Genomic DNA, 22,428 nt, shown 5'->3' with positions numbered 1-22,428 from the left:
ATTGATGTCTCGATGTTCCGCGACATCGGCTGCGTCTGCAACGCAATGAGAGTGCGGGGTATTGCCGAGCTACATCGGTGTGGGCGCGGACGCCTGGATCAAAGGTTATCTCCTATTGAAGGGCAACGATGTCATCATCCGCAACCTCAATATCGCGAAAATCCCTGGGATCCGGAACCGTTTTTGGGATTCGACCGATGGCAAGCTGGGTAACTGGAATTCGGAGTTCGATGGCCTGGCTGTCTAAGGTGCGATGTGGGTGCATCGATTGCAGAGCGACAAGGCTGTGACTTCGTAGCTTAGCCCTTGCCCGCCCACCATCGCGGGACACGCTGCAAGTACGTCCGTGTAGGCTCTTACGCGGCATCCATGCCGCATAAGGTCCCGCGACGGTGGGCGGGCAAGGACCAGCCGAGATGGTCGGTGTGCATGGTGCAAGCAATACACGATGCATGGTGTTCGGATAACTGTGGGTTCGGTTAGCGTTTCCAACGCAAGCCGAGCAACCAACAAGCTTTTTAGAAAGCAACCGACCAACTTCCTGGTGCGGTGTCCTCGTCGGTTGCGGGACCGTGTGGCGGCATGGATGCCGCCACCGAGCCTACATGGACGTACTTGCGGCGTGTCCCGCGAGCGGCGAGGGCACCGCGCGCTCGACCATCTGATCGGTCGTTTCTTCGAATACCGACTGCGGTCGCCTGGTAGCGGCGCAGTCAGGTGATCTATTGCGCTAGATCTTGGCGCGTTGCTCGCGCAAACCGGTCAACTGCGTGGTCCAGTCGTTCAAGCGCGCGCGTTCCTGTTCGACCACTACGGCCGGTGCGTTTTCCACGAACGTGGCGTTGCCGAGCTTGCCATTGCACTTGCCGATTTCGCCTTCCACACGCTTGATTTCCTTGTCCAGACGCGTGCGTTCGGCATCCATGTCGACCAGGCCTTCCAGCGGCACCAGCAGCGTGAGCTCGCCGACGATGGCGGCGGCCGATGGCGGTGCCTCCTGACCGGCGTCCAGCCAGTCGATCGTCTCCAACCTGAGCAGGAACGACAGCTGCGAGGCAAAGCGGGCAACGCGGGTGCGATCGTCCTGCGTGCCGGCCTGCAACAGCAGGCGTACCTGCTTGGAGGGCGGCACGTTCAACTCGCTGCGCACGCGGCGCAGCGCCGACACCATCGACTTCAGCCACTCGACATCGGCCTCCGCGCTGGCATAGCCGTGGGTGTCGATATCGCCGGCCTGCGGGAACGCCTGCAACGAGATCGTCGCGGCGGTGATGCCCAGGCGCGGTGCGACCTGCTGCCACAGTTCTTCGGTGACGAACGGCGTGAGTGGGTGCAACAGACGCAGCAATGCTTCGAGTACATAGAGCAGAGTGTGACGCGTGCTGGCGGCATCTTCTGCGTGCTCAATCGCTTCCGGCGTGCTGCCTGCAGCGGCCAGCGTGCTGTCCTGCACCGCGCCGTTGAGTGCGGGCTTGGCCAGTTCAAGGAACCAATCGCAGAACGCGTTCCAGGCGAATTCGTACAGCGACTGCGTGAGCAGATCGAAACGGTAGTTGGCGTAGTGCGCGTGGGTTTCTGCGGTGACCTTGTCCAGGCGCGCCAGGATCCACTGCTCTGCTTCGGTGCGCGGCTGCGGCACGCCGTTGAAACGCGCGCCCTCGGTGTTCATCAGCACAAAGCGCGTGGCATTCCACAGCTTGTTGCAGAAGTTCTTGTAGCCTTCGGCGCGGCCCAGGTCGAACTTGATGTCGCGGCCATGCGTGGCGAGCGCGGCGATGGTGAAGCGCAGTGCATCCGCACCGTGGGCGATGATGCCGTCCGGGAATTCCTTGCGCGTGGCTTTTTCGATCTTGGGCGCATCCTTGGGCTTCATCAGGCCGGTAGTGCGCTTGGCGACCAGCGCCTCGATGCTGATGCCGTCGATGATATCGAGCGGATCCAGGACGTTGCCCTTGGATTTGGACATCTTCTGGCCTTGCGCATCGCGAATCAGGCCGGTGATATAGACATCGCGGAACGGCACCTGGCCGGTGAAGCTGTCGGTGGCCATGATCATGCGCGCCACCCAGAAGAAGATGATGTCGAAACCGGTGACCAGCACCGACGACGGCAGATAGCGCTCGAAACCGCGCTCAATCTGCGCATTCGCGTCCGGCCAGCCCAAAGTAGAGAACGGCCACAACTGTGATGAGAACCAGGTCTCTAGGACGTCGCTGTCCTGAGTGAATCCATTCGCCAGTATTTGCTCCAGACGGGCTTTCTCGGTTGATGAGATCACATCTTCGCGCTGATCGAGCGCCGCCTGGAGGATCAGCTTCTGTTGCTCATTGATCTGGTGCTCAAGTTTCCCGCGTACTTCCGCTTCGCTTCGGCCGACGTGAGCTTTGCCGGTGTGGTCGAACCACGCCGGAATGCGGTGGCCCCACCACAGCTGACGGCTGATGCACCAATCCTGGATGTTCTCCATCCAATGGCGATAGGTGTTGATCCAGTTCGGCGGCACGAATTTGATCTGGCCGCTTTCTACCAGCTCCAGGCCACGTTTGGCCAGTGCGTCCATTTTCACGAACCACTGGTCGGTGAGATAGGGCTCGATCACCTGGCCGGTACGGTCGCCGCGCGGTACCTGCAGTTTGTGCGGTTTGGTTTCGGCCAACAGCCCCGCGTCTTCAAGATCCGCGAGGATCAACTTACGGGCGTCGTAGCGGTCTAGTCCCCGATAGTTCTCGGGAATGACTTCCAATCCGTGAGCGTCCCTGACGCCCAATGCGAAAGGCGCAGTGCGATCGGAGCCCTGAATGACGTGCTGACCTGAGCCACCAATGATCTTGGCTTCCGGAGTCAAAATATTGATCAACGGCAAATCATGCCGCACGCCCACCGCGTAATCGTTGAAATCATGCGCAGGCGTGACCTTGACAACGCCGGTGCCGAAGGCACGGTCGACGTAATCGTCGGTGATCACCGGCACTTGCCTGCCGGTCAGCGGCAGCACGATGCGGGCGTTGTGCAGCGTGGCGTAGCGCGCATCGTCCGGGTGCACCATCACGGCGGTGTCGCCCAGCATGGTTTCCGGGCGCGTGGTGGCCACCACCAGATAATCGCGGGTTTCGCGCAGCGTCTCGTTGCCGTCGGCATCGTGCTCGACGTGCTCGTAGGTCACGCCATCGGCCAGCGGATAGCGGATCGACCACAGGAAGCCGTCTTCTTCGACGTTTTCCACTTCCAGATCGGAGATGGCGGTTTTCAGTACCGGGTCCCAGTTGACCAGGCGCTGGCCGCGATAGATCAGGCCCTGCTCGTACCAGCGCACGAACGCCTCATTGACCGCGGCCGAGGGTTGCGGGTCCATCGTGAAGGTGCTGCGCGACCAGTCGCTGGAGGTGCCCAGGCGACGCATCTGGCGCTCGATGGTGTCGCCGGATTCGGCTTTCCATTCCCACACCTTGGCGATGAAGCCCTCGCGCCCGAGCGAGTCGCGGGTTTCGCCGTTGCCTTCCAGCGCCAGATTGCGCGACACCACCATCTCGGTCGCGATGCCGGCGTGGTCGGTGCCCACCTGCCACAGCGTGTCGAAGCCGCGCATGCGGTGATAGCGCACCAGCGCATCCATCAGCGTCTGCTGAAACGCATGGCCCATGTGCAGCGTGCCGGTCACGTTCGGCGGCGGCAGCAACACCGTATACGGCTCCCCCTTGCCAGACGGCACGAAATAACCGGCGGCCTCCCACTGCGCGTACAGGCGCGATTCGAAGGAAGAGGGGTCGTAGCTGGAGGCGAGGGTGGTCATAGAGGGGCTGGGATTCGTTGATTCGGGATTCGGGATTTGTTGATGCGTGGTGCCAGCAGAGATCATTGGCAATCCATTGCATCAACCTCAGCGGTGGCGCTGTGGAACGGAGATTGGCTGTTGGGATGCGTCGTTGGAAAGGACTTGTGGATGCGCGCAAAACCGCTCCTGCGAATCCCCAATCCCAACTCCCCAATCCCAGCCCCTCTCACATGTCGTACTTGGTCAGTGCCAGGCCCAGGGCCTTGTACTGTTTCCAGCGTTCGCGCAGCGGTTCGCGGGCGGCGGGGTCGGCGGGGACCACTTCCAGCACGCGGTCGCAGGCGCCCAGGTAAGGATCGTCGCGCAGGTTGATCACCAGCGGGCGCGAGGGCGCGGTGAACTCGGGGGCGGCAATCAGCACCGGGGCGAGTTCATCCTCTTCGTCGGTGCCGGCGATCTGATGCGGGATATAGGCCTCGTCGTCGAACGCCCACAGCAGGTCGTCCAGCGCTTCGGCCTGTTCGGCATCGCGCGCCAGGATCAGCGTGGACAGATTGGCGTCGTAAGCCTTGCGCGCCAGCTCACAGACCAGCCGCAGCGGTTCGTTGAGGAAGCGCGGTTTGGCGATCAGGTAGAAGTCGGCACGGGGCATCAGGGCAGGGATTCGTTGAGGGGGATTCGGGATTGGCAACAGCAGGTCATGGCCGTCCGCGTGCTGCTACGGCCGGCGGGATGCGTGTGCTTTGCACGCATCCCGAATCTCCACTCCCCAATCACGCTGCGCCGCTTGCGGCGCGGTCCAGCAACCACTGCGTCAGCAGCCCGACCGGGCGACCGGTGGCCATGCCGCGCTTGCCTTCGTCGCTGGCCACGCCGGCGATATCCAGATGCGCCCAGCGTTGGTTTTCGGTGAAGCGCGACAGGAAGCAGCCGGCCGTGATCGCGCCGCCCCAGCGGCCGCCGATGTTGTAGACGTCGGCGAAGGTGGAATCCAGCAGGCCCTGGTATTCGTCCCACAGCGGCAGGCGCCAGGCGCGGTCGAACACGTGCTCGCCGGCGGCCAGCAGTTCGTTGGCCAGATCGTCGTGCTTGCTCATCAGGCCGGCGGTCTGGTGGCCGAGCGCCACCATGCAGGCGCCGGTCAGCGTAGCCACGTCCACCAGTGCTTCGGGGTTGAAGCGCTCGGCATAGGTCAGCGCATCGCACAGGATCAGGCGGCCTTCGGCGTCGGTGTTGCCGACCTCGATGGTCTTGCCGGACATGCTGGTGATCACATCGGAGGGGCGATAGGCATTGCCGTCGATGGCGTTTTCCACCGCCGGCACCACCACCACCAGGTTGATCGGCAGCTCGGCCTTGACCGTGGCGACGAAGGTGCCGATGACGTTGGCGCCGCCGCACATGTCGTACTTCATTTCCTCGATGCCGCCCTGCGTCTTGAGGTTGACGCCGCCGGTGTCGAAGGTGATGCCCTTGCCGACCAGCACGTAGGGACGCGCGTCGCCGCCGCCGTTCCACTTCAGCACGATCAGGTGCGGGCGGTTGGCCGAGCCACGCGCCACCGACAGCAGCGAGCCCATGCCGAGCGCTTCCATCTGCGCCTCGTCCAGGATCTCGGCTTCGGCGCCGGGGAACTTGCCGGCGAATGCGGCGGCGGTCTCGGCCAGGTAGGCCGGGGTGCAGTAGTTCGGCGGCAGGTTGCCCAACTCGCGGGCGAATTCCACGCCCTCGGCGGTGGCCACGCCAACCGCCAGTGCGCGGGCGTCGTCGCCGGCAATTGCCAGGGTGGTCAAGCCGGTCTCGTCGACCGTCTTCTTGCCCAGCGTGGCGGTGTAGCGGTAAGCGGCGTGGTCGCTGACGACGATCGCCTGGCGGATGTTCCAGGCGCTATCGCGCGCCTTGATCGGCAATTCGGTCAGGGTGAGCAGGGCGGTGCCGACCGGGCCGGTCTTCAGCGCGCGGGTCGCATCGCCGATCGCCTTGAGGTAAGGCGCCACGCCGAACTTGCCGGCATCGCCCAGCCCGACCACCAGTACGCGCGGGGCGGCCACGCCGGGCAGGTCGTGCAGCAGGCTGGTGCTACCGGTCTTGGAGGCCACATCGCCGCGTGCGACCAGTGCCGTCAAACGGCCCTGGCTGGCGCTGTCCAGCGCCTGGGCGGCGGGCGAAAGGGTCTTGTCGGCGAACACGCCAACCACGATGCAGTCGACGTGGGCGCTTGCCGGCGCGTCTTGGTTCAGGGTGAATTGCAGGGCCATTGATCAGATTCCGTAGGCAAATCCGTACAATCGCGGACTGTTTACGCCAACCTGACTAGGCTGGCGACGCCGCGAACGAATCCGAGAGTTTAAAACAAGCCCACCCCATGCCGAAGCTCGATCGATACCTGCTTAGCGATTTCACCCAGAGCTTCCTGGCCACCTTGATCGTGCTGCTGGTCGTCAGCGTGGGCGGTGTGCTGGTGGATATCCTCGGCAATATCGCCGATGGCCGCATCCCTGCTCGCTTGTTGCTGTCTCAGGTGGGCCTGCAATTTGTGGCCTACCTGCCGATCATCCTGCCGTTGGCGCTCATGCTCGGCCTGCTGCTGGCACTGGCGAGGCTGTACCGCGATTCAGAAATGGCCGTGATCACCGCCATTGGCGTCGGCCCGCGGCGCATGTTGCGCCCGATCCTGATGCTGGTGGTGCCGGTGGTGGTGCTGATCGGGCTGTGCTCGCTGTGGCTGGGCCCGTGGGCCAGCCGTACCGCCGAGACCATGCTGGAAGACGCCAACCGCAGCGTGCTGATGGCCGGCCTGGAGTCGGGCAAGTTCACCCCGCTGTCCGGCGGTGGGGTGGTCTATCTCACCACGATCTCGGCCGACGGCAAGGGCCTGGGCAAGGTGTTCATGCAGCGCCAGAAGGACGACCGCATCGATGTGGTCACCGCCGAGCGTGGCGCGATGTTCTTCGAAGGCAAGGCCAACCGCTACCTGCGCCTGGAGGACGGTTACCGCATCGAAGGCCCGGCCGCCGGCAACACCCTGGACTACCGTTTGATGAAGTTCGCCAGCAACGACGTGGCCCTGCCCGACCGCAGCCAGGTGCACGACGCCAACGATCCGGAAGTGATGTGGACCACGCAGCTGCTGTCGGACGAACGCCCGGCCGCGCGCGCGCAGCTGCATGAGCGTCTGGCGCCGCCGCTGCTGGCACTGGCGTTCGCGCTGCTGACCCTGCCGCTATCGCGCAGTGCGCCGCGGCAGCAGCGCTACGGCCGGATCATGCTGGCGTTCCTGGCGTACATGGTGGGTACCAACCTGATGATCATCGGCACCCAGTGGATCGCCAACGGCAAGACGCCGGCCGCGCTCGGCCTGTGGTGGCTGACGCTGCCATTGCTGGCAGTGGCGATCTGGGCGTATGCACGCGATGGCCGCGTGCGTCGGCCGAGGGCGCGCGCATGAGGCTGATGCCACGGGTACACGATTGGTACGTCGGGCGCGCGGTGCTGTTCACCGTGCTGCTGACCTGGGCCGTGCTGCTGGGGCTGGATCTGGTCAACGCGTTTGCCAGCGAGGCCAAGAACATTGGCCAGGGGAGCTATACCTTTGGTCATGCGTTCGCTTATGTGGCGTACACGGTGCCGCGGCGGGCCTACACCTTGTTCCCCACTGCGGCGGTGATCGGTGCGTTGATGGGGCTGGGCCAGTTGGCGGCCACCTCCGAGCTGACCGCCTTGCGTGCGCTGGGCGTGTCGCGCAAGCGGATGTCGGCCTCGGTGGTCGCGGCGATGGCGTTGCTGACCGCCGGCATGGTGATCAGCGGCGAGACGGTGGGGCCGTGGGCGCAGAACCAGGCCGATACCCTCAAGACCAGCGCCCGCTACAACAGCGATATGGCAATGGCGCGCTATTCGGGCCTATGGGCGCGCGAAGGCGACACCTTCCTCAATGCGCTGAGCGGCGAAGAGAAGCTGCTCGACGGCGGCGGTACCGCGCTGGATCTGCACGATGTGCGGCTGTATCACCTCGATGCCAGCGGCCGCCTGCAGCAGCTGACCTATGCGGCATTGGCAGAAAATCGCAATGGCGCCTGGACGCTGCGCCAGGTGCGCCGCGATACCTTCCAGGAGCGCTCGGTGCAGCGCGAAACCTTCCCCGAGCTGCCGTGGCAATCGCAGCTCAGCCCGGCGGCGCTGGCGGCCGGGCTGGCCAAGCCGCGCAACCTGTCCGCGCGCGATCTGGAACAGAGCATCGAGTACCGCCGCCGCAATGGCCTGGACGCGCGCGACTACGAAGATCAGTACTGGAGCCGCTGGTTCTATCCGCTCAACGTGTTGGCGCTGTGCCTGGCGGCGATTCCGTTCTCGTTCGGTTCGCTGCGTAGCGGCGGTCTGGGCAAGCGGCTGTTCCTGGGCATCCTGTTCGCGCTGGGCTTCTGGCTGCTGCAGCTGTTCTTCGGCCGCATGGCCGGTGCGCTCAAGCTGGATTACCGCATCGCCTATGCACTGCCGCCGATGGTGATGCTGGGGGTGTCGGCATGGTTGTTCCGGCGGCGCAGTAGCTGACGCGGATGCGTCTATTCAGCGTCTTCGGTACCGTGCTTTGCTTGCTGTATGTGGCCGTGACGGCGTTGTGCGTGTGGGCTGCCAGCGATGCGGGTGGCGATCCCAAAGGCCATTTCGTTCTGCTGCAGCTGCCGCTGACAGCGCAGCTGGCGGTACTGGACGCGCTGGGTGCTGATGCCTGGTTGACCAATATGCCGTGGGTGACCGGTTATTCATTGCTGGTGCCGCCATTTCTGGCGGTGTTGTATCTGTTTGGCTATGCCGTGCAGTGGCTGATCGAGCGCCCTTCGGCAGGCGGTAAATAAGCCGAAGGCTGCATCGATTCACAGCAGTTGAATTGCGCGCTACGCGGGCGAGAACCTGGTATGCGCTGAGCATGACGGCCGCACGCCAATGCTGCCCTGTCATGCAGCTAAGCAGGCCGCAGTGCCTGATCGTTTCATCGTTTTGGTGCGCGATGCAGCCTGGTCCCGCTGGCACGGTCGTGCCACGCCAGTCCATCACGATCCACCCACGCCCACCAGAATCCCAGTCCGCCCAGGGCCAGCGACAACGTACCCACTGCATAGCGGATCCATAGCGCGCGCCACGGGGCTTGCGGGCCGATCAACGACAGCCGCCACGGCCGCATGCCCAGGGTCTGGCCGCCGCGCCGCCAGCTCACCGTGGCGTAGATGCCGGCGGCGATCCAGCAGCACAGCCACAACAGCCATTGCCAGCCGCTGAAAGGGGCGATGTTTTCGCGTGCGGGATGCCCGGCAAGCGTGAAGCCCAGGGTGAAAGCGGCGGAAATCAGCATCCATAGCGCCAGCACCGGCCAGGCGTCGTAACACATGGCCAGCAGCCGCCAGCCGACCAAGCCAGGGGCGCGTGCAGTGCGAGGCGAGGGAATCGAGGTCATGCCGCGAGCATAGCCGGCACGGGCGATCGAGCAACGCCGCGTTGCGGCAGCGCCGTGCTGAAGATCGGATCCTGCGCGACAGGCTCTATGCTGTTGCGATGTCTGCCAGCACTCCTGCCGAACGTCGCCAACTCGCCCAACAGCTGCCGCCCCTGCAGGCAGCCGATGCTTCTGCCATCGAGCGCTTCCTGGATCGTTTCTGGGCCGAGAACGGGGTGGCGCGGCAGACCCTGGACAGCTATCGGCGCGATCTGGAAGGGCTGGCGCGTTGGCGCGACGGGGCCGGCGGTGGGCTGCTGGGCGTCGATCGGGCTGCGGTGTTCGACTATCTACGCTGGCGCTCCGAGGCGCGCTATTCGCCACGCAGCACGGCGCGGTTGTTGTCGACGCTGCGGGCGTTCTATGGCCTTTGTCTGCGCGAGGGCCTGCGCAGCGACGACCCGACCGCGCTGATCGATCCGCCCCACTTGCCGCGCAGCTTGCCCAAGGCGCTGACCGAAAGTCAGATCGAGGCGCTGTTGGCCGCTCCCGACATCGACAGCCCGCTGGGCCTGCGCGATCGCGCCATGCTGGAGCTGATGTATGCCGCCGGCCTGCGCGTCAGCGAGCTGGTCAACCTGCCGGCGGTGGGGGTCAATCTGCGACAGGGCGTGCTGCGGGTGACCGGCAAGGGCAGCAAGGATCGGCTGGTGCCGCTGGGCGAGGAATCCCAGCATTGGCTGGAGCGCTATCTGCACGAGGCGCGCCCACTGCTGGCCAGCCACAAGCCGGTGGCTTCGGTCGATGGGCAGGTGCCGCTGTTCGTCGACGCCGCGCGTCAGCCGCCCAGCCGGCAGCAGTTCTGGGCGCTGGTCAAACGCTATGCGGCGGTGGCCGGGATCGACCCGGACACGGTCAGCCCGCACGGGTTGCGCCACAGCTTCGCCACTCATCTGCTCAACCACGGCGCAGACCTGCGCGCGCTGCAGATGCTGCTCGGCCATAGCTCGTTGTCGACCACCCAGATCTACACGCTGGTGGCGCGCCAGCATCTGCAAAAGCTGCACGCCAAGCATCATCCTCGCGGGTGAACGAGTACTGCGGCAGGCCGGTGGTGATGCATCTCGCCAGGTAAGGGGTTGCCAGCGAGCCGGTCAATACGCAATCGCCACGACGCGCGCGCCGATCCCCGCAACGAACCGGCGCTCCGGGTCGCCAATAAACTGATCCGGGCGTTGCCTTGCTTCATCTGCGCTGTGCGAGAATCCAGGTACCCCATTCCACTGGATGCGTGAATGTATCGTCTTGCCATCGCCGCGCTGCTGGGCGCGATCAGTCTTACCGCCTGCGCACAATCGTCGCAGCCTGCGGCAAGCAATGCCGGCGCCAAGCCAGCCGCCGCGCCTGCCGCCACCGGCAATGTGGATCAGCGTGTGAGCACGGCGCTCAAGGCGCTGGACCCGGACTTCAAGCCCGACTACATCGGCGCCGCGCCGTTCCCCGGTTTCCGCGAAGTGGTGGTGGGCGGGCAGGTGCTGTACGTCAGCGACGACGGCCGCTACCTGATGCAGGCGCAGCCGTTCGACATCCAGAACAAGCAGTTTGCCGCCAGCGCCGGTCTGCTGGCCTATCGCCGCAAGCAGCTGGAAACCATCCCCAAGGCCGACCGCATTGTGTTTGCGCCGGCGAATCCGAAGTACGCGGTCACCGTGTTCACCGACGTGGAGTGCGGCTACTGCCGCAAGCTGCACAGCGAGATCGCCGAGCTGAACAAGCAGGGCATCGCGGTGGAATACGTCGCTTTCCCGCGCATGGGCCTGGGCAGCCAGGACTACAAGGACATGGTGGCGGTGTGGTGCTCGGCCGACCGCAAGCAGGCGCTGACCAATGCCAAGTCCGGTCAGTCGGTGAGTTCCAAGGACTGCAAGAACCCGGTGTCGATGGAGTACACGCTGGGCCAGCGCCTGGGCGTCAACGGCACTCCGGCGATTTTCGCCCCTGACGGCACCCAGCTCGGTGGCTACCTGCCGCCGGCGCAGCTGCGTGAGGCGCTGGAAAAGCGCGCCGTCACCACGGCGGGCGGAAGCCGCTGATGTCTCTGCAAGCGGCGTTGTGATGCCGCTTCGGCGCTGGTGGCTTCGACCGCCAGCGTGATCGCTCAAAAGGCCGGGGTGCGCATGCATTCCGGCCTTTTGCGTTGCAGGGCGGGTGTTACCCAGCCGATCACCGCCGGCCCACGCTCGGCCGGGCGCTGAGTCCCTCAACCTCCGTTACAATCTGCAGCCCCGTTTCTGACACGGTTCCCCGGACATGATGGTCCTCGAGGGCGCTTCCGCCCTTTCGCCGTTCCGCCGCGCTCGGCTCGAAACCCGCCTGCAAACCCTCGTCCCCGCGCTGCGCATCACTGGCGCCTGGCACGTGTACTTCATCCGCGTCGAGGCCGGGCAAGCGCCCGATCAGGCCACCTTGCAGCGGATTCTGCAGGCCGAAGCGGCGCCCGCGCCGCGCGCCGAAGACGCCTCCTCGCGCTATGTGGTGCCGCGTCTGGGCACGCTGTCGCCGTGGTCGAGCAAGGCCACCGAACTGGTGCGCGGGGCCGGGCAACCGATCCAGCGTGTGGAGCGCGGTACCCGCATCGACCTGGCCGGCTGGCCGGACAACGCGGCAGACCAGGCCGCCGTGGCCAAGCTGCTGCACGACCCGATGACCCAATCGCTGCTCGGTTCGGCCGCCGCTGCCGAGGCGTTGTTCAACGAGCCGGATCGTGGCCAGTTGCAGCACGTGGCGCTGGATGCGCTGGAGCAGGCCAACCGCACGCTGGGCCTGGCCCTGGCGCAGGACGAGATCGATTACCTGCGCGAACGCTTCGCTGCGCTGGGCCGCGACCCGACCGACGTCGAGCTGATGATGTTCGCCCAGGCCAACTCAGAGCACTGCCGGCACAAGATCTTCAACGCCAGCTGGAGCATCGACGGCAAGTCGCAGGAACGCTCGTTGTTCCGCATGATCAAGCACACCCACCAGCAGACCCCGCAGCACACCTTGTCGGCCTATAGCGACAACGCCGCGGTGGTGGAGGGCGTGCCGGCCGCGCGTTATCGCCCGGATCCGGCCAGCGGCGAATACCGCAGCGAAGCGGTAGTGCCGTCGGCATTTGCGATCAAGGTGGAAACGCATAACCACCCCACCGCGATCGCGCCGTTTCCTGGCGTGGCGACCGGTGCGGGCGGCGAGATCCGCGACGAAGGCGCCACCGGCCGCGGCGGCAAGCCCAAGGCAGGTCTGACCGGCTTTACGGTGTCGCATCTGCGCATCCCGACCCTGCCGCAGCCGTGGGAGGCGCCGCGCGCGCTGAACCCGCGCATGGCCCCGGCGCTGGACATCATGCTCGAGGGCCCGCTCGGCGGCGCCGCGTTCAACAACGAATTCGGCCGGCCGAACCTGCTCGGCTATTTCCGCAGTTTCGAGCTCGCCGAAGGTGAGGGTCTGACCCGCGCCTACGACAAGCCGATCATGCTGGCCGGCGGCCTGGGCGCGATCGACCGCACTCAGGTCGAGAAGCTGCGCCTGCAGCCGGGCGATGCGGTGATCGTGCTCGGCGGGCCGGCGATGCTGATCGGCCTGGGCGGCGGTGCGGCCAGTTCGGTGGCGGCCGGCGATAGCGCCGAGGCGCTGGATTTCGCCAGCGTGCAGCGCGAAAACCCGGAAATGGAGCGCCGCTGCCAGGAGGTCATCGACCGCTGCGTGGCGCTGGGCACGGACAACCCGATCCGCTGGTTCCACGACGTGGGCGCGGGCGGCCTGTCCAACGCCATCCCCGAGTTGCTGCACGACTCCGGCGTGGGCGGCGTCATCGACCTGGGCCGCGTGCTCACCGACGACCCCTCGCTGTCGCCGCTGGAACTGTGGTGCAACGAATCGCAGGAACGCTATGTACTGGGTGTGCCGCAGGCGCGCCTGGATGAATTCGCCGCGATCTGCGCCCGCGAACGCTGCCCGTTTGCGGCAGTGGGCGTGGCAACGGCCGAGGAGCGGCTGGTGGTTGGGTATGGCGTGTTTGGGGACGCGATTGGGGATTCGGGATTGGAGATTCGCAAAAGCGATTCGTCAGTTGCCGGGTCCGCCGTTGCCTTCAACCAATCCCCAATCCCGAATCCCCAATCCCAGCTCCCGATCGACCTGCCGATGGACGTGCTGTTCGGCAAGGCGCCGAAGATGCATCGCGATGCGGTGCATCCGGCCGCGCCGCAGTGGCCGGTGCTGCAGACCGCCACGTTGGACTTGCAGCAGGCCGGTTTGCGGGTGCTGGCCCATCCCACGGTGGCGTCCAAGAGCTTTCTGGTCACCATCGGCGATCGCAGCGTGGGCGGCTTGACCGCGCGCGAGCAGATGATCGGGCCGTGGCAGCTGCCGCTGGCCGATTGCGCGATCACGATGGCTGGATTCGAGACGTTTGCCGGCGAAGCGATGTCGATCGGCGAGCGCACCCCGCTGGCGTTGTTGAACGCTGCGGCGTCGGCGCGCATGGCGGTGGGCGAGGCGATCACCAACCTGTGCGCCGCACCGGTGCAGACGCTGGACAGCATCAAGCTCTCGGCCAACTGGATGGCCGCCGCCGGTCACGCCGGCGAAGACGCCTTGTTGTACGACGCGGTGCGTGCGATCGGCATGGAACTGTGCCCGGCACTCGAATTGAGCGTGCCGGTGGGCAAGGACTCGCTGTCGATGCAGGCGCAGTGGCAAGAGGCCGGGATTGGTGATTCGGCATTCGGGATTGGCGAAACCCTAGAGCCTTCTGCTGTTACGAATCCCCAATCCCCAATCCCCAATCCCATCGCCCACAAGAGCGTTTCACCTGTCTCGCTGATCATCACCGCGTTCGCGCCGGTGGGCGATGTGCGGACGCAGCTGACGCCGTTGTTGCGCAGCGACGAAGAGAGCGAGCTGTGGTTGATCGGGTTGGGCGGCGGCAAGCAGCGCCTGGGCGGGTCGGTGTTGGCGCAGGTGTATGCCGACGATGCGGGGCTGCCGGCCTTCGGTGGCGAGGTGCCGGATCTGGACGATGCGCAGCGGCTGCGCAGTTTCTTCGAACTGATCCGTGCGGCGCGCGAGAGCGGCTTGCTGCTGGCGTATCACGATCGCAGCGATGGCGGTGCGTTTGCGGCGCTGTGCGAAATGGCGTTCGCCTCGCGGCAGGGTCTGGATATCACGCTCGATGCGTGGGGCGACGATGCGTTCCGCAGTCTGTTCAATGAAGAACTGGGCGCAGTGGTGCAGATCGCCAGCGAGGATCGCGCCGCGTTCGCCGATCTGGTCGAGCGGCATGCCTTGACCGAATGCGCGCAACGCATCGCACGCCCCACCGGTGCGCCGCGTATCCGCGTGAGCGGGCAGGGCCGGGTACTGGCTGAGTGGCGTTGGGAAGCATTGTTCGATGCCTGGTGGTCGGTGACGCACGCCATGCAGAAACTGCGCGACAACCCGGACAGCGCCGACGAAGAGCGCGTGCTGGCACGCGATTTCAAGGCGCCCGGATTGCGCCCCAAGCTGGTGTTCGATCCCTCCGAAGACGTGGCCGCGCCGTTCGTGGCGACCGGTGCGCGGCCCAAGGTGGCGATCCTGCGCGAGCAGGGCGTCAACGGGCAGATCGAGATGGCCTACAACTTCGAGCGCGCCGGTTTCCGTGCGTTCGACGTGCATATGAGCGATCTGATCGAAGGCCGTGTGGACTTGGCGCAGTTCTCCGGTTTCGCGGCCTGCGGCGGTTTCAGTTACGGCGACGTGCTGGGTGCCGGACGCGGTTGGGCGACCTCGATCCTGGAGCGGTCGGCCTTGCGCGATGCGTTTGCCGACTTCTTCGCGCGCAGCGACACCTTCGCGCTGGGCGTGTGCAACGGCTGCCAGATGCTCAGCCAGCTCAAGGACATCATTCCCGGTGCCGAGCACTGGCCGCGCTTTCTGCGCAATCGCAGCGAGCAGTTCGAAGCGCGCACGGCATTGCTGGAAGTGGTGGAGTCGCCGTCGCTGTTCCTGCGCGGCATGGCCGGCTCGCGGATTCCGGTGGCGGTGGCGCATGGCGAAGGCCGCGCCGAGTTCGACACCGTGGTGGATCAGGCGGCCGTGCGTGTGGCCTTGCGTTTCATCGACGGCGATGGCGCGGTGGCATCGCAGTACCCGCTCAATCCGAACGGTTCGCCGGACGGCATCACCGGCCTGACCAGCACCGACGGCCGCGCCACCATCCTGATGCCGCACCCCGAGCGCACCCCGCGCACGGCAAACCTGAGCTGGCACCCGGCCGACTGGGGCGAGGACTCGCCGTGGTTGCGGATGTTCCGCAATGCGCGCGTGTGGTGTGGTTGATGCTGTGCAGCTCCGCGGCGTGAGTTAGAGCGCCCGAAGCAACCGCTTGATTCGACGGCCGTGTGCAGCGATGCACACGGCCGTTGTCGTTTCTGCTGCTGCGTGCATGCATCTGCACGCGGTTTTCGCGGGTTGCTTGATCCTGCCCGCGACGCGCGTCGTCCGGAAGAGCGCATCGAAGTCCGATCGAGCCGCGCATGGCCAGACTCGCTTTCAAGCGATGCAAGCCGGCTTGTCTGCGGCAGGCGCATGCAAGGTTTCCTCATTCCATCGAGCGCCCGTGCATCGGGACTGCGCATGTCCGGCGTGCGTTGCAGCCGAGGCATGACCTTTCGCTATTGATAACTCCCGATCAGTGCAGCTGCAGTCGCGCATGATCGCGTCGCGGTCGGGTACGTCGCTACTACATTTTTTTGAATGTCGATACGTGGTTTACTTTAAGTAACTATAAAAAATACTAGGTATTTAGTCGGTGCGTTCGATGATGTCCCTTGTGTGACGTTAATCTCATCTGAATTTTTGGTTTTTCAATAGATTCATCCAACGTTATGAATCTCTGATTCGCAAGGTTTCCGCTGCAAATTCACGTCTCTATCGCTGATTCTTTTGCGCGGGATTTTCCCGATGCAGGAGGTAGGCGAGTGCGTTTTCGATAAACCTCAGGGGGACCGTGCGACGCAGTCGTGCGGTGGTCGGTTTCTACATACCAGGCCAATGGGGAGTAAGGCGTTAATGAAGCGAATTCAATTGAATGCCGGTGGTGAGCAGTGTGCTCATCGCCGAACGGCGCGACGTGTCTGCGATTTGATAAACCCACCCTGCAGTCGAGTGCATCTGCACGCGAGCGGTGGGTTGGCGGCGGCGATGATGCTGGTACTCGTCGGCATGGTCGGAGTTGCCGAGGCCGCATCCCCGCAAGCGACCGCGATCACGCGCTGCACGGTGGCCAACGGTCAGCAGCATTGCGACACCGGGACTGCAACAGCGGCCGGTAACGCAGATCCCGCAGCCGCGACCACGCAGACCTCGGCCATACCGAACGCCGACACGGATGTGCCGGCGTTCGCAGAGGGCCAGGACGCCCTGGCGCTGGGCAACGCAAGCAATGCCCTGGGCGATGGAACCAGCGCACTCGGCGGCGGAAGCCTGGCACTGGAGCGCGATGCGACGGCGATCGGGCATGACGCCTCGGCTGCAGGAGCATCGGCAACCGCCATTGGCGGCGTCGCGACGGTGTACGACTACGATGAATTTGGCTTCGTGGTCGGTCGAAGCGAAAAAGCGACGCAGGCGTCCGGTGAAGGTGCGACCGCCGTGGGCGGTGGCGCCATCGCGGCAGATCCACTCGCCAGTGCGTTGGGCAGTGGCGCTAGTGCCGACGGTATCCAGAGCACGGCACTGGGGTATCGCGCGCAGACCTTCAACGATGGCGCCACCGCAGTCGGTGGGTTGTCCGCGGCGAGTGGTTTTCTCTCCACCGCCGGTGGCTACAGTTCGCGTGCCAGCGGAGATGCGTCCACGGCCTTTGGTTACCGGGCGCGCAGCGAGGGCAGCAGCAGCATTGCGGTCGGCGATACCGCATTGGCCAGTGGCGTGCAGAGCGTGGTGGTCGGTGGCATCAGTAATTTCGGCTCGATCACCGCCGCTACCGGACTAGGCGGCATCGCACTCGGCGCAGGTGCGCAGAGCCAGTCCGATTATGCGATTGCGATTGGCTACGACTCCAACATCTTTCCAAATGCGCCTGGCAATACCGATTCTGTGGCGATCGGCCACAGCGCCGGTTCGTTTGCGCCACGCACGGTGTCGCTGGGTGGCTTCTCATTGGCGATGGGCGATGGTGGCATTTCGATCGGTCACGACAGCACCGCCTACACTGAAAACAGTATCGCGTTAGGGGCGCGTGCCGGCACCTCGTGGTTCAACGGCAACAACACCGCGATCGGTGCAGATTCCGAAACCAATGGCATCGATGCGGTGGCAATCGGCTATGGCGCGCGCGTAGGCGATTTTGTCGACGATGCCTGGAATCGCTCGGCATCCAGCGCCGTGGCATTGGGAGCGCGTTCCTACGCGTACCGTAGCAACACGGTCTCGGTTGGCGATGTGCAGGCGGGGCTGACGCGTCAGATCACCAGCGTTGCGGCAGGCACCGAGGCCAACGATGCGGTCAATCTCGCCCAGCTCGACAGCGTGCGTGCCGTGGCCGACCGTCTCGACAGCACGCTGGCGATTGGCAAAACCGATGGGGATGAAACCGCTGCCTACGTGGACGGCCTGAATGCGATCGCGTTGGGGAGCGCAAGCAACGCGATCGGCGATGGCGCCAATGCGCTGGGCTCGGGCAGTCTGGCGCTGGGCCGCGATACGGTCGCTGTCGGGCACAACGCCAGCGCGGCCGATGCATCGGCGGTGGCGGTGGGCGGTGTTGCCTCTGTGCCGGTATTCGATGCCTCTGGCTCGATCGTGGGCGCGCAGGAACAGGCCACCCTGGCACAGGCGCGCGGTGCGGTGGCGCTGGGGAGCGGGGCGGTTGCCGCGCGCACTTTCGCCACCGCGGTCGGCACGGGGGCAGTGGCCAGTGGCGAGCAGTCGATGGCGGCGGGGTTCAGCGCACGGGCGCAGGACGATGTTGCCACCGCTGTGGGCGCGTTCTCGACAGCGCGCGGTTCGGCGGCGTCGGCCTTCGGCTTCGGTGCGCTGGCAAACGCGAGTCTGACCACCGCGGTGGGCTTCAATGCCTCCAGCATCGGCGAGAGCAGCGTGGCCGTGGGCAGCCTGGCGGTTGCCGCCGGCGAGCGCAGTGTGACTGTCGGCGGCATGTCGCTGATCAGCTCCAACTTGCGGCCTGCAGGCGCCCTCGGCGTCGGTGGCGTTGCCATCGGCGCAGGTGCGCGCAGCGACGGCGATTACGCCATCGCGCTGGGCTACAACGCCAATGTCTTCCCCAACGGCAACAATGCCGACGCGGTGGCGATCGGTCATAGCGCTGCCTCGTTTGCGCCGCGCACCGTGTCGGTGGGGACGCTGTCGTCTTCCGAGGGCGCCGAGGCGATTGCAGTCGGCTACGACGCGCGTGCCGTTTCCAGCAGAAGCATCGCGATCGGCAGCGGTGCCACGACGTCGATCTTCTCTGGCGACAATATCGCGTTGGGAACCAATGCCAGGGCCGAGGCGCCCGACGCGATTGCGATCGGGCGCGATGCCAGCGTGGGCGTGTTCATCGGCGATACGGGCAGTGCCGCAATGGCCTTGGGCGTGCAATCGACGGCACTGGGCAACAACAGTGTGGCGATGGGCTACAACGCCTTTACCCGGCAAAGCGGCAGCAACGCGGTCGCACTCGGTGCCAATGCCGGTGCCAGCGGTGCCGATTCGGTGGCCTTGGGCGCCGGCTCGCGCACCTACGAGGCCAACGTGGTGTCGGTGGGCAACGGCAATGGCCGCGGTGGTCCTGCCACGCGTCGCATCGTCAATGTGGGTGCTGGTGCAATCGCCACTGGCAGCAGCGATGCGATCAACGGTGGGCAGTTGTTCGGTGCCTTGAGCAACGCGGCCAGCTTCCTCGGCGGTGGTGCAGCGATCGGCGCGCAAGGCGTGTTCGTTGCGCCGACCTATGTGATCCAGGGCAGCAGTTACAGCAACGTCGGTGCGGCATTGACGGCGTTGGACAGCAAGGTCAGCGAGCTGGATGCCCGTAATGCAACGGCGACAACGGGCGTTGCCGCACGTTCCTCCGCTGCGCGCGTCGCACGGGCGACAGCAACGGCGACGACGGTTGCACCAGTTGCGCAAACCTCGACAGTCGCCAGCAGTCTTGAAGAGGCGGCGACAGACGATGGCGTGCAGTCGACGCTGATGGCTGCCGACCGGACGACCGACAGCGCGCTGTCTTCAGCGGCTGCAACGGCAAGCGGGCTTGCCGCAAGCGATGGCGTGCAGGGCACGCCGACCGCAGCAGTGGTCGGCAGCATCACGCCGGCCGCAACGTCCACCGCTGTTGGCACGGCGGCAGTGGCCAACCATGTGACCGGTACTGCGATCGGCGGCAGCGCATATGCGCATGGTCCCAACGACACTGCGATCGGCAGCAATGCACGCGTCAATGCAGATGGCAGCACGGCGGTCGGAGCCAACACGCAGATTGCGGCGGTGGCCACCAATGCGGTGGCGATGGGCGAAGGCGCGCAAGTCAGTGCGGCTTCCGGCACGGCGATCGGCCAGGGCGCACGTGCCAGTGCACAGGGTGCGGTTGCACTCGGCCAGGGTTCGGTCGCCGATCGTGCCAACACGGTGTCGGTGGGCAGCGTCGGCGGCGAGCGCCAGGTGGCCAATGTGGCGGCCGGTACGCGTGCCACCGATGCGGTCAACAAGGGCCAGCTGGACAACGGCGTTGCCGCTGCCAACAGCTACACCGACAGCCGCTACAGCGCGATGGCCGACAGCTTCGAAAGCTACCAGGGCGATATCGAAGACCGCCTGCGTCGGCAGAACCGCCGTCTGGATCGTCAGGGCGCGATGAGTTCGGCGATGTTGAACATGTCTGCCAGCGTGGCCGGTATCGCCTCGCAAAACCGCGTCGGTGCCGGCGTCGGTTTCCAGAACGGCGAGTCGGCGTTGTCGGTGGGGTACCAGCGAGCGATCAGCCCGCGCGCCACGGTGACGGTTGGCGGCGCACTCAGTGGCGACGACAGCTCGATCGGTGTGGGTGCCGGTTTCGGCTGGTAACGCGCAGCAAGAACCACGCTGCAAGAGCGCGCTGTTGCATGCAATCCCGCCGCCTGTTGCCGGGCGGCGCGCTTTCTCCGTCATGGCCTTTCGCACTTACCTCGAAGGAATTCCATCGTGATCCAGAGCTCTTTTTCTCGCACCCTCGTGCTGGCCTGCTGTGTCTTCGCGTTGCCATTCGGCATCGGTGTGGCAATGGCCACCACCCTCGACCCGGCGGCGGCCAGCGCCCAGCGTCAACAGGCCATGCGCAATGCGCCGGTCGACAGAATCATCGTCAACTACCGCAGCGGGCGCGTGACCGCGCGCGACGTTGGCCGCACCGCAACGACGGCGATCACTGCAGCCGCATCGCGCGCCTCCATCCGCCTGGCGCCGGCCGCACGTGCCGGGACAACGGCCGCGCCAACCTACCTGCGTAAGCTGGCGGCCGGTGGCGAACTGGTCAAGTTGCCGACCCGGCTCAGTCGCGCCGATGCCGACCGTCTCGTGCAGGAACTGGCAGCCGACCCTGCGGTTGAATCCGCGCAAATCGATCGGCGCATGTATCCGCTACAAACTACCGGCGGTGCCTTGCCGAACGATCCGCTGTTGCAGACCAACCAATGGCATCTCATCGACCCGGTGGGTGGCATCAACGTAGCGCAGGCCTGGGCAACGACACAGGGCGAAGGTGTGGTGGTGGCGGTGCTGGATACCGGCATCCTGCCGGACCATCCCGATCTGGCCGGTAACCTGCTTGCCGGCTACGACTTCATCACCGACCCGTTTGTGTCGCGTCGCGCCACTGCCGAGCGTAGCCCCGGCGCACTGGATCGCGGCGACTGGATCGCCGAAGACGGCGAGTGCGGGCTGTTTTCGCTGGCCGACGACAGCACCTGGCACGGCACGCATGTGGCAGGCACGGTTGCCGAAGCCAGCAACAACGGCATCGGCGGCGCAGGCGTTGCCTACAGAGCGAAGGTCTTGCCGGTGCGCGTGCTCGGGCATTGCGGCGGTTACACCTCCGATATCGCCGACGCGATCGTCTGGGCGTCTGGTGGTCACGTTGATGGCGTGCCGGACAATCGCGACCCTGCCGAAGTGATCAACATTAGCCTGGGCGGCGGCGGGGCATGCGATTCGGTCACCCAGGCCGCGATCAACGGTGCGGTGTCGCGCGGCACCACCGTGGTGGTTGCCGCGGGCAATGAAAGCTCGGACGTATCGACGTCGAATCCTGCCAATTGCGCCAATGTGATCGCGGTGGCCGCCACACGCTCCACCGGCGGGCTGACCGACTACAGCAACTTCGGCCGTCAGGTCGACCTGGCCGGACCCGGTGGCAGCTCGATGTTCTTCGACACCAACGACGGCCCGATCCGCAGCTTCATCTGGCAGACCTTCTACACCGGCAAAACCACGCCCACCTCCGGGCAGTTCACCTATGGCGGCACCACGTTCGCAGGCACCTCGATGGCATCGCCGCATGTGGCCGGAACTGCCGCACTGGTGCAGAGCGCGCTGATTGCCGATGGCAAGCCGCCGTTGTCGCCGGCAGCGCTGGAAGCCTTGCTCAAGCGCACCGTGCGCGCTTTCCCGGTGCCGATTCCGCCGGCGACGCCGGCTGGCACCGGGATCGTGGATGCGGGTGCCGCGGTTGCGCGCGCCTTGCGGCGGTGCACTCCGGGCGATGTGGGCTGCCAGGTGGATGCGCAACCGCTGCGCAATGGCGTGGTCCAGAGCGGCATCTCCAATCTGGCCGGCGATGCCGGCGTGTTCACCTTCGAGGCGAGCGCGGGTGCGGTGCTGAGTTTCATCAGCTTCGGTGGCAGCGGGCAGGCCGCGTTGTACGTGGCGTTCGGGCGTGAGCCCAGCGCCACCGACAACGACGGTGCCTCAACGCGCAGTGGCACCAGCCAGACCGTGCGCTTCACCGCGCCACGTGCCGGCACCTACATCCTCAAGCTCGACGGCACCGAATTCGACGGGGTGAGCCTGCTGGCGCGTCAGTGATCTGACGCATCAGGGCGTACCGGCAGCATTCCGTCATTTCCCTGGCGCAATTGGGCTGAAAAGCGGCCGGTACCGCGCCTGCGTGGCACCGGTTTGCCAGCGTGGGGAGCGCTGGTCTGCCCGCTGACGCATTTCGCGC

General features: G+C 65.6%; 12 protein-coding genes and 1 pseudogene. 9 read left to right on the top strand and 4 right to left on the bottom strand.

The genetic code is table 11. From position 1 onward, the window contains the following. Positions 1 to 97: 97 nt before the first annotated feature. Positions 98 to 244, top strand: a pseudogene (locus XcyCFBP4188_RS05735) (pectate lyase family protein); the annotation flags it as partial. 486 nt (positions 245 to 730) lie between these two features. Here the strand turns inward: XcyCFBP4188_RS05735 and XcyCFBP4188_RS05730 are convergent. The 3 genes from XcyCFBP4188_RS05730 to XcyCFBP4188_RS05720 all read right to left on the bottom strand — a co-directional run bounded on the left by XcyCFBP4188_RS05730 (position 731) and on the right by XcyCFBP4188_RS05720 (position 6,030). Continuing rightward, positions 731 to 3,790: a valine--tRNA ligase gene (locus tag XcyCFBP4188_RS05730; protein ID WP_104591776.1), complete on the bottom strand. Its 3,060-nt coding sequence runs from the start codon at positions 3,788 to 3,790 to the stop codon at positions 731 to 733. A 208-nt stretch (positions 3,791 to 3,998) separates the two neighbouring features. Next, entirely contained in the window at positions 3,999 to 4,424 is a 426-nt protein-coding gene (locus tag XcyCFBP4188_RS05725) for a DNA polymerase III subunit chi (RefSeq protein ID WP_006450365.1), read from the bottom strand. A 121-nt stretch (positions 4,425 to 4,545) separates the two neighbouring features. Then, positions 4,546 to 6,030, bottom strand: a complete 1,485-nt coding sequence (locus XcyCFBP4188_RS05720) for a leucyl aminopeptidase (protein ID WP_104591775.1) — start codon at positions 6,028 to 6,030, stop codon at positions 4,546 to 4,548. A gap of 107 nt (positions 6,031 to 6,137) precedes the next feature. Between XcyCFBP4188_RS05720 and lptF the strand changes: the two genes are divergently transcribed. From lptF to XcyCFBP4188_RS05705, 3 genes are read left to right on the top strand one after another with little or no spacing between them, the layout of a single operon-like run. Beyond that, the gene (gene lptF, locus XcyCFBP4188_RS05715) at positions 6,138 to 7,220 is read left to right on the top strand and encodes an LPS export ABC transporter permease LptF (protein ID WP_104591774.1); all 1,083 of its coding nucleotides are present in this window, start codon (positions 6,138 to 6,140) and stop codon (positions 7,218 to 7,220) included. Beyond that, positions 7,217 to 8,323, top strand: a complete 1,107-nt coding sequence (gene lptG, locus XcyCFBP4188_RS05710; protein WP_006448520.1) for an LPS export ABC transporter permease LptG — start codon at positions 7,217 to 7,219, stop codon at positions 8,321 to 8,323. Before lptF ends, lptG begins: the two co-directional genes overlap by 4 nt. 5 nt (positions 8,324 to 8,328) lie before the next feature. Continuing rightward, complete coding sequence (locus XcyCFBP4188_RS05705; RefSeq protein WP_074056645.1) at positions 8,329 to 8,628, top strand: hypothetical protein; 300 nt, start codon at positions 8,329 to 8,331, stop codon at positions 8,626 to 8,628. A gap of 134 nt (positions 8,629 to 8,762) precedes the next feature. On the opposite strand, the gene XcyCFBP4188_RS05700 is transcribed toward XcyCFBP4188_RS05705, so the two are convergent. Further along, a complete protein-coding gene (locus XcyCFBP4188_RS05700; RefSeq protein ID WP_104591773.1) occupies positions 8,763 to 9,224 on the bottom strand; it encodes an RDD family protein in 462 nt (153 codons plus the stop codon). Between the two features lie 98 nt (positions 9,225 to 9,322). On the opposite strand from XcyCFBP4188_RS05700, the gene xerD reads away from it, so the two are divergent. From xerD to XcyCFBP4188_RS05675, 5 genes are all read left to right on the top strand, one after another. Then, positions 9,323 to 10,294, top strand: a complete 972-nt coding sequence (gene xerD / locus XcyCFBP4188_RS05695) for a site-specific tyrosine recombinase XerD (RefSeq protein ID WP_006448517.1) — start codon at positions 9,323 to 9,325, stop codon at positions 10,292 to 10,294. Between the two features lie 204 nt (positions 10,295 to 10,498). Beyond that, on the top strand, positions 10,499 to 11,296 hold the full coding sequence (locus tag XcyCFBP4188_RS05690; RefSeq protein ID WP_006448516.1) for a DsbC family protein: 798 nt from the start codon (positions 10,499 to 10,501) through the stop codon (positions 11,294 to 11,296). A gap of 217 nt (positions 11,297 to 11,513) precedes the next feature. Next, entirely contained in the window at positions 11,514 to 15,566 is a 4,053-nt protein-coding gene (gene purL / locus XcyCFBP4188_RS05685) for a phosphoribosylformylglycinamidine synthase (RefSeq protein ID WP_104591772.1), read from the top strand. An 864-nt stretch (positions 15,567 to 16,430) separates the two neighbouring features. Beyond that, positions 16,431 to 20,294, top strand: a complete 3,864-nt coding sequence (locus XcyCFBP4188_RS05680; RefSeq protein WP_228996011.1) for a YadA-like family protein — start codon at positions 16,431 to 16,433, stop codon at positions 20,292 to 20,294. A 117-nt stretch (positions 20,295 to 20,411) separates the two neighbouring features. Beyond that, entirely contained in the window at positions 20,412 to 22,289 is a 1,878-nt protein-coding gene (locus XcyCFBP4188_RS05675) for a S8 family peptidase (RefSeq protein ID WP_046933703.1), read from the top strand. Positions 22,290 to 22,428: the final 139 nt, after the last annotated feature.

The organism is Xanthomonas hortorum pv. cynarae (genome assembly GCF_002939985.1).
Classification (GTDB): Bacteria; Pseudomonadota; Gammaproteobacteria; order Xanthomonadales; family Xanthomonadaceae; genus Xanthomonas; species Xanthomonas hortorum_D.
The sequence above is the reverse complement of the archived record's forward strand: the minus strand, read 5'-3'. Positions and strand labels throughout refer to the sequence as shown.